Raw genomic sequence first — 14,108 nt, 5'->3', positions numbered from 1 at the left:
TGTTGAATACATAAATTATAATAAAACATGGCAACTAAAATCAGATTGCAGAGACATGGTAAAAAAGGAAAACCTTTTTACCACGTAGTAGTAGCAGACGCACGTGCACCACGTGATGGTAAATTCATTGAGCGTTTAGGTTCTTACAACCCAAACACTAACCCAGCAACTATCGTTTTAGACGTAGAAAAAGCTTTAAAATGGGTGAATAGCGGTGCTCAACCTACTGATACAGCACGTACTATCCTTTCAGAAAAAGGTGTTTTATACAAAAAACACTTGCAAGGTGGTGTGAAAAAAGGTGCTTTCGATGAAGCTAAAGCAGAAGAATTATTCGCTGCTTGGGTAGAAGGTAAAGATTCACGTGTTGAAGGTAAAAAAGCTGGATTAGCAAACGCTAAAGCGGAAGTTAAAAAAGCTGCTCTTATCGCTGAGACGAAGAAAAAAGAAGAAATAGCTGCTGCTGTAGCTGCTAAAAATGCTCCAGTTGCTGAAGAAGCTGCTGCAGAAGAAGTAGAAGCAACAGAAGCTGCTGAAAACACAGAATCTGCTGAAGGTTAATTTTTACCTACACAGATTTTTTAAAGAAGGTGCTCCCAAAAAGGAGCACCTTCTTTACGTTTATGCCTTGCTGAAAGCTTTTTAGTTAGCCCGTTAACATATACCTTCCTTTTTCGGACCTGCATATACAGGTTTATTTGTATTTTTGTGTTTTGAACAAAGAAAATGACAAACGAAGACAGTTTTTATATTGGTTATGTAAGTAAGACACGCGGTCTTAAAGGGGAGGTTCAATTATTTTTTGAATTTGAAGATTATAAGGATTTGGAATTTGATATAATCTTTTTAGAAGTGAACAAAAAATTAGTACCCTATTTTATTGATCAAATAAAGCTACACCCCAATAGTACGGCCTATGCTACCTTCGAAGATATCGATCATATCGATAAGGCGCAGGTTTTGGTACGCAAAAAAATGTATTTACCAAACGATAAAATGCCGGAGCGTGATCCCGATGATTTTCGCTATACGGACTTAATCGGTTACCTGGTTGTCGATGAGGAACATGGTGAGCTTGGTGAAATTATTGATGTTCAAGAAATGCCACAGCAGTTTATAGCTACCGTAGATATGGATGGCAAAGAATTGATGTTTCCATTGTCTGATGATTTAATTTTAGGGATTGATGCTGAAGAGGAAGTGCTCGAAGTAGATCTTCCGGAAGGGTTGGTAGACCTCTATAAAGCGTAACGCACTGCAGCAGGCTTTAGCATACGTGGCGCCTATGCTCTTTGTGCTAAAGCCTGCTTCAAATTATGACCTGTTGATTACTACTTTCTATTTTTTTCTTTTTTAATTTTTACTTCTTGATTTGATTAGCGATATTAGCGACGCTTATAGAGAAAGGCAGAGGGACTAGACCCGCTGAAGCCTTAGCAACCTGACGCTTGTCAAGGTGCTGCATTCTACCCATATGGGAAAGATAAGCTGAAGAATCACTGTTAACTCACGTGCATTTTCTCTAAGCCTAAAAACTAACAAACATGAAAATTGTAGATCATATCAAGAACGCAAAGGGGAGAACTTTGTTTTCTTTTGAACTTTTGCCGCCCCCTAAAGGGCAGGGGATCCAAAGTATCTTTAATACAATGGATGAGTTGATGGAATTTAAACCTCCTTTTATAGATGTAACCTACCATCGGGAAGATTATTTATATAAAGAGCATAGCAACGGTCTCTTAGAGCGTGTGTCGTATAGAAAACGCCCAGGTACGGTAGCTATTTGTGCGGCTATTATGAATAAATATAAGGTCGATGCGGTGCCTCATTTAATATGTGGTGGTTTTACCAAAGAGGAAACGGAAAATGCACTGATAGATTTAAACTTCTTAGGTATTGATAATGTATTGGTATTACGCGGTGATGCACGTAAGGGGGATCCCGATTTTATTCCTACACCGGAGGGGCATGCCTATGCAACTGACCTTTTGCAGCAGGTATTGGACATGAATCAGGGTAAATACTTACACGAAGATGTGGTCAGCTCGGAGCATACGAACTTCTGTATTGGTGTTGCCGGATATCCTGAGAAACATTTTGAAGCTCCGAATTTTAATACCGACTTCAAATGGTTAAAAAAGAAAGTGGAAATGGGAGCCGAGTTTATTGTAACCCAGATGTTCTTTAACGTCGATAAGTATAAGGAGTTTGTTATTAAATGCCGCGAGCATGATATTCATGTTCCTATTATTCCGGGGTTAAAACCACTAACGACAAAAAAACAACTGATTACGCTGCCTAAAATCTTTCACCTTGATATTCCGGAGGATTTAAGTGATGCTGTAGATCAATGTAAGACTAACGCTGATGTGCGCAAGGTTGGTGAGGAATGGTTGGTACAGCAATGTAAGGAGTTAATAGACTTTGGCGTGCCTGTATTGCATTTTTACACCATGAGTAACCCTGGCCCTACCAAAAAGATTGTAGCGCGTTTAGCTTAACTCTTGTTAACAAAGGTCTGATTTGGGTAAAAGCCTATCCAAAAATACGGTATAAAAGAGCTGCCGTTTGGTTATTGGCAACGGCCGACTTGACCTGCTATTTGTATAAACTGCGGCTAGCGTGCTTTAACAAGGCCGTAAAAAAAAATAGGCAGTAGGTGTTAAGCTTTATGGTAATACTTAGCACCTACTGCCTATACATTATATAACCCGTTGTATAAGGCCTATTTATTAACTTTAGCCCAAGAATCCTTTAGGGTAACCGTACGGTTAAACACTAGATGGTCGGGTGTTGACTTGCTGTCGAGGGTAAAATATCCTAAACGAATAAACTGATATCCCTTTCCAGGTTCTGCATTTAACAAATCAGGCTCTACAAATGCTTTTTCTACAATCTGTAAGCTGTTAGGATTAATTGACGCCTTGAAGTCTTCTTCAGCAGCAGGGTTCTCTACTTGAAATAAACGGTCGTATTGTCTAACCTCAACTTCTTTCGCATGTGCAACTGAAACCCAATGGATTGTACCTTTCACCTTTAGGCCAGAGGTATCTTCACCCGATTTAGAGTTCGGGACATAGGTACAGTGTACTTCTGTTACCTTACCATTTTCATCCTTTTTAAAGTCGTGGCAGGTTACAATATAACCGTGTTTCAAACGTACAGAAAGACCCGGGCCTAAGCGGAAAAACTTCTTAGGTGCATCTTCCATAAAATCGTCGCGCTCTATCCACAATTCCTTAGCGAATGGAATAATTCGTGAGCCCTCTCCACCTTCAACCTCCGGGTTGTTTTCGCCAACAAGTTCTTCCACCTGTCCTTCAGGATAGTTTGTGATAACCAGTTTTATAGGGTCAATAACTGCCATCCGGCGCCATGCACTTTTGTTTAAGTCTTCGCGAACAAAGAACTCTAAAAGGCTGATATCAATCATGTTTTCGCGCTTCTGAATACCGATACGTTCACAAAAATTGCGAATACTACTAGGTGTATAACCACGGCGGCGCATACCCGAAATGGTTGGCATGCGCGGGTCGTCCCAGCTTTCTACATGCTTTTCGTTTACCAATTGTAAGAGTTTACGTTTACTCATTACCGTATAGGTCATATTTAAACGTGCAAACTCATACTGTTTGGAAGGGAAGATTTCAAGCTTGTCGATTAACCAATCGTATAACGGACGGTGTGGAACAAACTCCAGTGTACATACGGAATGCGTAATCTTCTCGATAGAATCCGATTGCCCATGCGCAAAGTCGTACATAGGGTAGATGCACCAGGCATCGCCGGTACGGTGGTGATGTGCATGCTTTATACGATATAATAAAGGGTCACGCATATGCATATTCGGGCTTGCCAAATCAATTTTGGCACGCAAAACCTTTTCTCCATCTTTATATTTACCTGCGCGCATGTCTTCGAAAAGCTGCAGATTCTCTTCAATAGAACGGCTACGGTAAGGTGTAGGAACGCCCGGCGTTGTTGGTGTACCTTTAGCAGCGGCAATTTCTTCTGCCGTACTATCGTCAACATAGGCCAAGTCTTGTTTTATTAATTCAACAGCATATTGATAAAGGGTCTCGAAATAGTCTGAAGTATATAATTCCTCTGCCCATTGAAATCCCAACCATTGGATATCCTGTTTAATACTATTTACGTATTCTACATCCTCCTTTACCGGGTTGGTATCGTCAAAACGTAGATTAGTTTTACCATTGTACTTCTGGGCTAATCCAAAATTCAAACATATGGATTTAGCGTGGCCAATATGGAGATATCCATTGGGCTCAGGAGGGAAGCGTGTTAGTACACGTCCGTCATGTGTTCCATTGCGAAGATCTTCTTCGACAATTTCTTCAATAAAATTTAATGATTTATCTTCCTCTATCATGATACAAAGTTAGCTATTTAAGCCTTAACATAACAATGCTGGGTTAAAATATCTTTATCGATATATTCCCCGTAGAAAATATGTATTTTAGGATATGATAAACCGAAAATCTTTCCACATCAATTGGTTACTACTCTGTTTGGTTCCTTTTATGGGTATAGCTAAAGATAAAGGCCCTACACTATTAGTGTACGGCAATAGCGTAGAAGCCTTTGCCGCTGCAGTTCAGGCTGCGCGTTCGAATGTACCTACACTATGGGTGGTAAATGCGGATGTATTTACAGCAGAGTTGTCGCAAAAGCAGCTTTCTATAACTTCTAATGATTATATGGATGCTGGAATATGGTTAGATCTCCTGATGAAAATCAGTAAATCCAAGACGAAAAACGATTCCACAGCAATTGCGGCAAAGCGCGGAATGAATCCCGATGTTGTAAGGCATGCCTTGGAAGAAATCGCCAGGGCCGAGACTAAACTCAGCATTATGATGAATGTATCGGTGAGCAAGCTTGCTATGCGTAAAAAATATATCGATGTAAGGTTGTCCAATAAAAAGAAATATTCGTTCCGTGCCGTTGTCGACGCTACAGCGAACCAAGCTTTAGCGGCCTTTGTTGCGGGCCAGGATTCTTTGCAAAAAGCGGATAAGTTGCAGAGGGTACAGGCTATACCGGAGCCTCTGCAACGCACTATTGTCGCTCTTGGAGCGCATAATACCCATGCAATGGCCCTTACCTTCGCTCATATTTTACAATACCGAATCGGGCATGTTTTTTTTACCTCGTTATTGCCTGCGGATGATTCCGAGTATATCCCATTACGGTTTACTGTCGGACAGGCGGTAGGCGCAGCAGCAGCTTACTGTGCTTTTTTCAAAACCAACTATACTCGTATTGATGTGCGTAAGCTACAAAGCGAGTTACAGGTTTTTGATGCTCGTTTGTTGCCTGCAAAGAATATATCGATAAGCGACCCCAATTTTAAATCCTTGCAGAAGGTATATTTGGCCGGCCTGCTGCCGCTGCAAAATGCAGACCTGGGGTATAGCCTAGATACTGGTGGAACGGTTTCTGTAGCTGCAGTAAGACCAGTTTTTCATCAGCTTTATTCCAGGAGTAAGATTTGGTTTGCAGAGAATCAGGCTGAAACCTTCCGTCTAAAAGATATTTTGTCGCTTATCCGTTTTGTTTCGTTTCGAGGGGAGGAGATTGATGCTCAAGTTGAAAAGGAATGGTCTCAGGGCTTAAAATTTAAAGGTGTCTTTGACTTAGAACATCCTGTAACACCCTACGAGTTTGCGGTACTGATCGATAGGTATGCTAATCCTTATACAAAAGCGATTAATAACAAAGGGGAATTTGTTAATTAAGCATTGCCACAGTCACAAAACTGTTTTTTGTCTCGCTTTATCTTTTATAAGGTATAGGCTGTAAGGAGCTATTACCATATGCTCCCTACAGCCTGTAGCCAATTCGCTGCTATTTATAAGCAAAAACTTCACCCAATTCTTGGTTGTTTGTGAAGGTTGTGCCTAAGTCAATAAGCTCACCCGTTCCAATATTAATAACCATACCGTGTATAGCAAGATCTTCTCTTTCTTTCCAGGCATTTTGAATAATGGAAGTGGTGCACAGGTTGAATACCTGCTCTTTAACATTTAGCTCGATTAACTTATTCACCTTATCCTCATGATTATCAATAGCATCAATTTCTTGTGCATGTAATCTGTAAACATCTTTAATATGGCATAACCAGTTGTCGATTACACCAAATTGTTGACGGCTTAATGATGCCGCAACACCACCACAACCGTAGTGACCAGCAACAATTACTTGTTTTACCTTTAACACATTTACAGCATAATCCAGTACCGATAACATACTCATATCCGAGTGTACAACCATATTGGCGATATTACGATGAACAAATACCTCACCAGGTTTTGTTCCTGTAATTTCATTTGCCGGTACACGGCTATCGGCACAACCTATCCATAAAATTTCTGGACTTTGACCTTTTGCTAGTTGTTGGAAACGACCTGTGGTATCTTCACTAACAAATTTTACCCAATCTTTATTTCCGTCAAGTATTTTCTGAAATCCTAATTCTAAATCTGTATTTCCCATATTTTTAATTTTTGTAAGGACATGCTATTTCACTGCCCAAATTACTGCATTAATAATTAAACTTTTTGTTCTGTTAAACTACTTTTTGTAATGTTTTGTTTTTAACGCTGTGCTTTTTATAGCTAACGTCGTGTAATTCAATGGATAGCCCTTTGCTTAACGCATTTTGCTCGAAGTCTCGTATAACCTCTATAACGTCTTTATCAATGAATTTACTGTATTGTCCATCGATTAAGACAGTGTTCACCGATTTTGGTAAGCTGTACAATTTTTGCTGAATAGGCACTTTGTTTAAGAAAGAAACCTCTTCTGCTAATACCAATACGGCTTTTTCCTGCTGCTCGCCTACAATGCTGAATTTATACGCGTTTTGCATGTTAGCACGTAAGATATAGAATGTGGCGACAACAATACCTACACCAACACCCATTAATAAATCCGTAAATACAATGGCAATGACGGTAATGGTGAACGGAATAAATTGGTCTAAGCCTTTTCTGAACATTTGCTTAAACAAGGCGGGCTTTGCCAGTTTATACCCTGTATGTAAAAGAATCGCAGCTAAACAAGCCAAAGGTATCAGGTTGATTAATACAGGAATCGCTAATAAAGCAACCAATAACCAAATACCATGTAACATAGCCGATTGTCTGGTTCTACCGCCTGCATTAACATTTGCCGATGAGCGCACGATAACCGATGTCATAGGTAAGCCACCTAAAAAACCAGATGTCATATTACCCACCCCCTGAGCCACCAATTCACGGTTGGTAGGGGTAACCCTTTTAAAAGGGTCCAATTTATCAACGGCCTCAATACTTAATAAGGTCTCCAAACTGGCAATAATGGCAATGGTAAAAGCAACGATCCACACCTCTTTATTTCCAATTTGTGTAAAGTCAGGGAAGATAAATAAGCCCGTAAACTCCTGGAAAGAGGATACTACCGGGATAGAAACAAAATGTGCCGGCATCAAAGCCATGGAGGTATTCTGAAACGCTAAACCCAAACCTACGCCCAGTAATACCACTACTAATGGTGCTGGTACCTTATTCAACCCCTTAATAGAAGGCCAAAATATCAACACCGCCAAAGACAAGAAACAAATGATGGTAGCACCCCAACTTACCGATCCCAGCAAAGTATCGGTAAATGCAGCGATCCCTCCGCCATTTTCCACTTCAAACGCATGCGGTTCGTTCATTCCGAACGCCAGCGGTATTTGTTTCATGATAATGGTGATACCAATGGCAGCAAGCATACCCAAAATTACTGCCGAAGGAAAGTAGTTTCCAATCATTCCGGCTTTTACAATACCGAGCACAAGTTGAATTATACCGGCTATTACTACAGCCAATAAAAAGGTTTCATAAGCACCTAATTGATTGATGGCGCCTAAAACAATTACAGTAAGACCCGCGGCAGGTCCACTAACACTGAGTTGCGAATTGGAGATGGAGGCTACCACTAAACCGCCAATAACTCCTGTTAATACTCCGGCAAATAATGGTGCTCCAGATGCCATTGCAATACCTAAACATAAAGGTAAGGCTACCAGAAAAACTACAATACTTGCAGGAAAGTCATATTTTAAGTCTCTTTTCGAAAGTTTTAGAAAAGCAGACACCCGTGTTCCGAACATAATTTTAATACTAAAAATGTTGTTATTAATTCATAAAAAACCACAGCAATAACCTACAATGCCAAAAAAAATGACAAAGTCTATTGCATAAAAAAATTGCGGATAAATGAATTAACAGTTCGGAGGCGGTGTCGGAACTGAGGCATGGTATAAATATGTAGACTTTTCGTTTCTTAAGTAAGCTTTTCTTTTTCCTGTATTCTCAATAGTAGGATTGTAGCTTACGTAGTCAATTGCATCGGGTTTAAAAACCTTAACGCCGTGCTCATGCAAGTCTTCATTATTGCTGTTAGCCCCTTTGGTTGTTTGTTCAACCTCGAGTTGCATGACAACTTGTAGGATAGTACCCTTATCGAGTACATCTATAAACATTGGGGTAAACGAGATCAACATCTTCGTAAAGAAGACAAAGAAGCAGATCTTTGCTGCGAGGATTCTTTGTGTTTTGTCGAATAATCTCATTTACACTTTAACTTCAGTTTTTACAAAAATAAAATAAAAATCTAAGAAGTAAATAGTTTTTGAAATTTTATAATGTAAATATTACAAAAGTTGCTATAAAATCCTTAATTGGTAATATTTTCTTCATATTCAGATTCTTAGGTTATACTTTTATTAAGTATTGTGGGTAAATATTTATAAATTCGGTTCTATCATAGACCATTTTTGTTATGGAAAAACAATTTATTGATAAAGTCGTAAGCGCGTATAGCCCTAAGGGTGCTTTCATAGAATTGGGTTCTGGTATTCTGAATGGGCAAGTTATCCGTGACGCTAAAGTCAAGCTGCCCTTGAAGATGATGAATCGGCATGGCCTCATTGCGGGTGCCACAGGGACCGGAAAAACACGGACCTTACAACTTCTTGCCGAGCAGCTATCCGATGCGGGCGTTCCTGTATTTATGCTGGATGTAAAAGGCGATTTGTCTGGCCTTAGCGAGCCTGCAGTGCCTAACGCAGCACTTCTAGAACGTGGCCAGGCTGTAGGTATTCCTTTTGAACCTGCCGCCTTTCCGGTAGAGCTTTTTTCCCTTAGCGGTAAATTAGGGATACCCATGCGTATTACTGTAGGTGATTTCGGCCCAATTCTGCTCGCTCGAATTTTGGATCTTAATGATACCCAAACGGGAGTGCTTAGTGCTTTATTTAAATATGCGACCGATACGCAGTTGCCACTGGTCGATTTAGCCGATGTAAAGAAACTTTTAGCTTACCTATCCGATGGTCCTGGTGCCGATGAAATAAAAGCCGATTATGGTAAAATAAGCAGTGCAAGTGCAGGAACAATATTGCGTAAAATTGTTGCGGTAGAACAACAAGGGTTGACCGCGGTGTTTGGCGAGAAGGCATTCGATATTCAGGATTTATTTGGTCGGGTGGATGGCAGAGGGGTAATATCGTTGCTTAACATCGCTGATGTTCAAGACCAGCCTTTATTATTTTCTACATTTTTATTAAGCCTATTGGCCCAATTGTTTAAGCACCTGCCTGAAGTGGGTGACTTGGATAAACCTAAGTTGGTATTTTTCTTTGACGAAGCGCATTTGCTCTTTAATGGTGCATCTAAGGCCTTTTTATCGCAGGTGGAGCAGATTGTACGTCTAATTCGCTCGAAGGGCATTGGCGTGTTTTTCTGCACGCAAGCAGCCAGTGATATTCCCGAATCAGTTTTAGGGCAGTTGGGAAATCGGGTGCAGCATGCTTTGCGGGCTTTTACACCAAACGATGCCGAGAATTTGCGTAAAACTGTAAAAACATATCCTTCATCCGAATTTTATGAGTTAGACAAGGTATTAACTTCCTTAGGGATAGGACAGGCTTTGGTTACCGTATTAAACGATAAAGGAATACCAACAGAGGTTGTCGCTACACACCTCGTGCCGGCACGTGCCGTTATGGGCCCTTGTTCGCCACAGCACTATTCGGAAATTACGCGGGGTTCAGCTTTATACAATACCTATAAGGACCTCATCGTTAATCGGTCTGCTGCGGAGCTATTAAATGAGCGTGAAAAGCTTAATACACAACAAGCTGCCCTGGATAAAGCCCATCAAGAGGCGGTAAAGGAGCGCGAGAAGCAAGCGCAGCGCAAGGAAACGGCTGGGTCGCGTAGGCAAACACCATTGGAGGCGGCGCAGGCGCAGGCAAGCCGTACTTTAGCACGGGAAGGTGTGAAGTTGTTAGGGAAGCTTGCTACCGGTTTGATGAACGCTTTCTTCAAAAAGAAGTAACAGATTTTAGTATATTTGCAGCAAAATTGACATTATAATCTATAGCAATATTATGGGAAAACCAACTTTATTAGTTCTTGCTGCTGGTATGGCTAGCCGTTACGGATCCTTAAAACAAGTGGATGGTTTCGGCCCTCATGGCGAAACCATTATCGATTACTCTATTTATGATGCTATACGCGCAGGCTTTGGTAAAGTAGTATTTATTATCCGGGAGGAATTTGAAGGCGTTATGCGCGAAAAATTCGACGCTAAATTAAAGGGTAAAATCGATGTAACCTACGCTTTTCAAAACTTTGATCTCACAAAATTTGGTGTGGATCGTGTTATCGAGCGTGTGAAGCCTTGGGGTACAGCACATGCGGTGATGAGTGCCAAAGATGTAATCAACGAACCATTCTGTGTAATCAATGCCGACGATTTTTATGGGGAGGATGCTTTTGCAAAAATGGCCGATTTCTTAAGTAATGAGGTTAGCGATACACATATGTCTTTAATGGGTTTTGAAGTGGGCAATACCATGTCTGAATATGGCTTTGTATCGCGTGGCGTATGTGAAGTAAGCGAGGCGGGCACAATGGATTCCGTTACGGAGCGCACCAATATTTATTACCAAGGCGAAGGTGACGATAGAAAAATTGTTTATGAAGAGGAGGGCGTAACCTATGATTTAGATTCAAAAGCACGTGTTTCCATGAACTTTTGGGGTTTTACACCTCGTATCTTTGAAGTAGCACAATCTTTGTTTCCAGCATTTGTGGATCAAAATGCCGATAACCCTAAGGCGGAATTTTTTATTCCTAGTATTCCGGATTATATGGTGAAAAACGGACTTGCAGATTTCAGCGTTATCCCTACCTCATCGAAATGGTTTGGCGTAACATATCCTGAAGATAAACCCGCTGTGCAGCAAAGTATTTCCAAGCTGGTTGCTGATGGGCTATATCCGACAAAGTTATTTTAAATAATATGCTGTAAGCTATACCTTAGCTTACAGCATTTATACCTATGTTATGATAAAAAAAGTAAGCAAAGTGTTGATTTATATTTTTTTATCACTTGTTTTATTCGCTGCACTTTACTGGTGCGCAGATGCTATTCTTTCCCGTATTCCAGCTAAGGCTTATCGGAAAGGAGAAGGTCAAAAATATACCGTTTATATCTTGTCGAATGGGGTACATACCGACTTGGTGCTGCCGGTGCGCACGGATTTAATAGACTGGTATACGGTTTTTCCTGCCGATAACATCCGGTCTAAGAATTCCTCTTTTCCTTGGGTTTCCATAGGCTGGGGAGATAAAGGCTTTTACCTCAATACACCCGAGTGGAAAGATTTAAAGGTTTCTACCGCCTTGCTGGCAGCATCAGGGCTTGGGGAAACAGCTTTACATGTTACATACTATGCGGCGATGTACGAAAATGAGCATTGTTATAAGGTAAGTATCGATGCCAATCAGTTTAATGCACTTTGCAGGTATATTATGGATAGCTTAGCTACGGATAGCGCTAAGGCACCGATTTTAATACCCACCACTGCTGTTTATGGCGATAACGACGCCTTTTATGAGGCTAAAGGGGCGTATAATTTATTTTTTTCCTGTAATACCTGGGCCAATACAGCACTTAAAAAAGCCGGTATGCCAGCTGGTATTTGGACTGTATTTGATAAGGGGATACTTCGGCATTATAGGTAAATAACCGATACCTTATATAAATAAAAAAGCCCCGATATTCGGGGCTTTTTTATTTATATAAGGTACGTTGTACTTATTTTACCTCTTCGAAGTCTACATCTTGTACATCATCAGCACCACCTTGATTACCGTTTGCCTGTCCTTGGTTAGGGTCAGCTTGTGGGTTACCTTGTTGCGATGCCGCATACATCTCTTCAGAAGCTGCAGTCCAAGCATTTTGTAATTCTGCGGATGCAGTATCGATATCAGCAAAGTTTTTAGCTGCATACGCGGCTTTAAGTTTCTCTAAGCCAGACTCGATAGGAGCTTTTTTATCTGCAGAAATTTTGTCGCCATACTCTTTCAACTGCTTCTCTGTAGAAAATACTAAAGCATCAGCTGTATTTAATTTATCTGCTTCCTCTTTAATTTTTTTGTCCGCCTCAGCATTCGCTTCCGCTTCCTGTTTCATTTTTTGGATTTCATCATCTGAAAGACCAGAAGAAGCTTCGATACGAATATTCTGCTCTTTACCTGTAGCTTTATCTTTAGCAGATACCTTAATTAAACCATTGGCATCAATATCGAACGTAACTTCAATCTGAGGAATACCACGTGGAGAAGGCGGAATATCTGTTAACTGGAAGCGACCTAAAGTACGGTTCTGTGCTGCCATAGGTCTTTCACCTTGTAATACATGGATTTCTACTGAAGGCTGGTTGTCTGCAGCTGTAGAGAAAACTTCCGATTTCTTAGTAGGGATTGTCGTGTTTGCATCGATCAATTTTGTCATCACTCCACCCATAGTTTCGATACCTAAAGAAAGCGGCGTAACATCCAACAACAATACATCCTTAACCTCACCCGTTAAAACACCACCTTGAATTGCAGCTCCTAAAGCAACAACCTCGTCTGGGTTAACACCTTTGGAAGGTTCTTTTCCGAAGAAGCTTTTTACCGCTTCAACAATAGCAGGGATACGTGTAGAACCACCTACTAAGATCACTTCGTCGATATCTGAAGTGCTGTAACCAGCATTTTTCAATGCCGTACGGCAAGGTGCAATAGTACGCTGCACTAAGTCGGCAACTAAAGACTCAAATTTAGCGCGCGATAACGTGCGTACCAAGTGCTTAGGTCCAGTAGCGTCGGCAGTGATATATGGCAAATTGATTTCTGTAGAAGAAGTACTTGAAAGTTCAATTTTAGCCTTTTCAGCAGCTTCTTTTAAACGCTGTAATGCCATGGCATCTTTTTTCAAATCGAAGCCATTGTTTTCAGCCTTAAATTCGTCGTTCAACCAGTTAATAACTGCATTGTCAAAGTCATCACCACCTAGGTGTGTATCACCATCAGTAGATTTAACTTCAAAAACACCGTCACCTAATTCCAATACCGAAACGTCGTGTGTACCACCACCACAGTCGAACACAACAATTTTCATGTCCTTGTTCGCTTTATCCAAACCATACGCCAGCGCTGCTGCTGTAGGCTCATTGATAATACGCTCAACTTTTAAACCTGCAATTTCACCCGCCTCTTTTGTTGCCTGGCGTTGTGCATCGTTAAAATACGCAGGCACAGTGATTACGGCACGGCTTACTTCTTGTCCTAAATAATCTTCAGCAGTTTTCTTCATTTTCTGAAGTACCATTGCCGAGATTTCTTGAGGTGTATATTTACGGTCGTCGATTTCAACACGAGGGGTATTGTTATCGCCTTTTACTACATTATAAGGGATATGAGAAATTTCTTTTGTTGCTTCATCAAATGAAGTTCCCATAAAACGTTTAATTGAATAAATTGTTTTATGTGGGTTTGTGATAGCCTGACGTTTTGCAGGGTCACCTACTTTACGCTCGCCACCATCTACAAATGCTACAACAGAAGGCGTTGTACGTTTACCTTCATTGTTTGCAATTACTACAGGCTCGTTACCTTCCATCACGGCAACACATGAGTTTGTAGTTCCTAAGTCGATTCCTATAATTTTAGACATATCTTGATGTTTTTTCTTTTAACTTTTATTAATACTGCTTTGCGATT

Annotated in this window: 12 protein-coding genes and 1 riboswitch; of the genes, 7 read left to right on the top strand and 5 right to left on the bottom strand. The window is 40.7% G+C overall.

Annotation, left to right across the window (positions count from 1 at the left end; translation table 11 throughout):
• The first annotated feature begins 27 nt into the window (after positions 1–27).
• From ACL9RF_RS10275 to ACL9RF_RS10265, 3 genes are all read left to right on the top strand, one after another.
• Entirely contained in the window at positions 28–561 is a 534-nt protein-coding gene (locus ACL9RF_RS10275; protein WP_422800539.1) for a 30S ribosomal protein S16, read from the top strand.
• 165 nt (positions 562–726) lie between these two features.
• Positions 727–1,251 carry a ribosome maturation factor RimM gene (gene rimM, locus ACL9RF_RS10270; RefSeq protein ID WP_422800538.1) on the top strand — a complete coding sequence of 175 codons (525 nt, stop codon included), beginning with the start codon at positions 727–729 and terminating at the stop codon, positions 1,249–1,251.
• A gap of 141 nt (positions 1,252–1,392) precedes the next feature.
• Positions 1,393–1,490: riboswitch (SAM riboswitch) on the top strand.
• Positions 1,491–1,544: 54 nt separating this feature from the next.
• Entirely contained in the window at positions 1,545–2,501 is a 957-nt protein-coding gene (locus ACL9RF_RS10265) for a methylenetetrahydrofolate reductase (RefSeq protein ID WP_422800537.1), read from the top strand.
• Positions 2,502–2,725: 224 nt separating this feature from the next.
• On the opposite strand, the gene ACL9RF_RS10260 is transcribed toward ACL9RF_RS10265, so the two are convergent.
• On the bottom strand, positions 2,726–4,390 hold the full coding sequence (locus tag ACL9RF_RS10260; RefSeq protein ID WP_422800536.1) for a glutamine--tRNA ligase/YqeY domain fusion protein: 1,665 nt from the start codon (positions 4,388–4,390) through the stop codon (positions 2,726–2,728).
• 94 nt (positions 4,391–4,484) lie between these two features.
• On the opposite strand from ACL9RF_RS10260, the gene ACL9RF_RS10255 reads away from it, so the two are divergent.
• Positions 4,485–5,759 carry an FAD-dependent oxidoreductase gene (locus ACL9RF_RS10255; protein WP_422800535.1) on the top strand — a complete coding sequence of 425 codons (1,275 nt, stop codon included), beginning with the start codon at positions 4,485–4,487 and terminating at the stop codon, positions 5,757–5,759.
• A 109-nt stretch (positions 5,760–5,868) separates the two neighbouring features.
• On the opposite strand, the gene ACL9RF_RS10250 is transcribed toward ACL9RF_RS10255, so the two are convergent.
• From ACL9RF_RS10250 to ACL9RF_RS10240, 3 genes are all read right to left on the bottom strand, one after another.
• Complete coding sequence (locus ACL9RF_RS10250) at positions 5,869–6,516, bottom strand: carbonic anhydrase (RefSeq protein WP_422800534.1); 648 nt, start codon at positions 6,514–6,516, stop codon at positions 5,869–5,871.
• Between the two features lie 73 nt (positions 6,517–6,589).
• Complete coding sequence (locus ACL9RF_RS10245) at positions 6,590–8,158, bottom strand: SulP family inorganic anion transporter (RefSeq protein ID WP_422800533.1); 1,569 nt, start codon at positions 8,156–8,158, stop codon at positions 6,590–6,592.
• Positions 8,159–8,269: 111 nt separating this feature from the next.
• On the bottom strand, positions 8,270–8,620 hold the full coding sequence (locus ACL9RF_RS10240) for a hypothetical protein (RefSeq protein ID WP_422800532.1): 351 nt from the start codon (positions 8,618–8,620) through the stop codon (positions 8,270–8,272).
• Between the two features lie 209 nt (positions 8,621–8,829).
• Here ACL9RF_RS10240 and ACL9RF_RS10235 point away from each other — a divergent pair, with 209 nt between their 5' ends.
• From ACL9RF_RS10235 to ACL9RF_RS10225, 3 genes are read left to right on the top strand one after another with little or no spacing between them, the layout of a single operon-like run.
• Positions 8,830–10,389: a helicase HerA-like domain-containing protein gene (locus ACL9RF_RS10235; protein WP_422800531.1), complete on the top strand. Its 1,560-nt coding sequence runs from the start codon at positions 8,830–8,832 to the stop codon at positions 10,387–10,389.
• 52 nt (positions 10,390–10,441) lie between these two features.
• Positions 10,442–11,353: a nucleotidyltransferase family protein gene (locus tag ACL9RF_RS10230; RefSeq protein WP_422800530.1), complete on the top strand. Its 912-nt coding sequence runs from the start codon at positions 10,442–10,444 to the stop codon at positions 11,351–11,353.
• A 49-nt stretch (positions 11,354–11,402) separates the two neighbouring features.
• On the top strand, positions 11,403–12,083 hold the full coding sequence (locus ACL9RF_RS10225; RefSeq protein ID WP_422800529.1) for a TIGR02117 family protein: 681 nt from the start codon (positions 11,403–11,405) through the stop codon (positions 12,081–12,083).
• Between the two features lie 73 nt (positions 12,084–12,156).
• Here the strand turns inward: ACL9RF_RS10225 and dnaK are convergent, their stop codons facing one another.
• Positions 12,157–14,061, bottom strand: coding sequence for a molecular chaperone DnaK (gene dnaK, locus ACL9RF_RS10220; RefSeq protein WP_422800528.1), 1,905 nt, complete (start codon positions 14,059–14,061; stop codon positions 12,157–12,159).
• Positions 14,062–14,108 lie beyond the last annotated feature (47 nt).

The organism is Sphingobacterium sp. Mn56C (assembly GCF_049319645.1).
Taxonomy (GTDB): domain Bacteria; phylum Bacteroidota; class Bacteroidia; order Sphingobacteriales; family Sphingobacteriaceae; genus Sphingobacterium.
This window is presented reverse-complemented; position numbering and strand designations above follow the sequence as displayed.

Excerpts from the sequence above, each read along its gene's own strand:
- ACL9RF_RS10235 (WP_422800531.1), top strand. The coding sequence starts at position 8,830 with ATGGAAAAACAATTTATTGATAAAGTCGTAAGCGCGTATAGCCCTAAG.
- ACL9RF_RS10250 (WP_422800534.1), bottom strand. The coding sequence starts at position 6,516 with ATGGGAAATACAGATTTAGAATTAGGATTTCAGAAAATACTTGACGGA.
- ACL9RF_RS10255 (WP_422800535.1), top strand. The coding sequence starts at position 4,485 with ATGATAAACCGAAAATCTTTCCACATCAATTGGTTACTACTCTGTTTG.
- ACL9RF_RS10275 (WP_422800539.1), top strand. The coding sequence starts at position 28 with ATGGCAACTAAAATCAGATTGCAGAGACATGGTAAAAAAGGAAAACCT.
- rimM (WP_422800538.1), top strand. The coding sequence starts at position 727 with ATGACAAACGAAGACAGTTTTTATATTGGTTATGTAAGTAAGACACGC.
- ACL9RF_RS10240 (WP_422800532.1), bottom strand. The coding sequence starts at position 8,620 with ATGAGATTATTCGACAAAACACAAAGAATCCTCGCAGCAAAGATCTGC.
- ACL9RF_RS10225 (WP_422800529.1), top strand. The coding sequence starts at position 11,403 with ATGATAAAAAAAGTAAGCAAAGTGTTGATTTATATTTTTTTATCACTT.
- ACL9RF_RS10245 (WP_422800533.1), bottom strand. The coding sequence starts at position 8,158 with ATGTTCGGAACACGGGTGTCTGCTTTTCTAAAACTTTCGAAAAGAGAC.
- dnaK (WP_422800528.1), bottom strand. The coding sequence starts at position 14,061 with ATGTCTAAAATTATAGGAATCGACTTAGGAACTACAAACTCATGTGTT.
- ACL9RF_RS10230 (WP_422800530.1), top strand. The coding sequence starts at position 10,442 with ATGGGAAAACCAACTTTATTAGTTCTTGCTGCTGGTATGGCTAGCCGT.
- ACL9RF_RS10260 (WP_422800536.1), bottom strand. The coding sequence starts at position 4,390 with ATGATAGAGGAAGATAAATCATTAAATTTTATTGAAGAAATTGTCGAA.
- ACL9RF_RS10265 (WP_422800537.1), top strand. The coding sequence starts at position 1,545 with ATGAAAATTGTAGATCATATCAAGAACGCAAAGGGGAGAACTTTGTTT.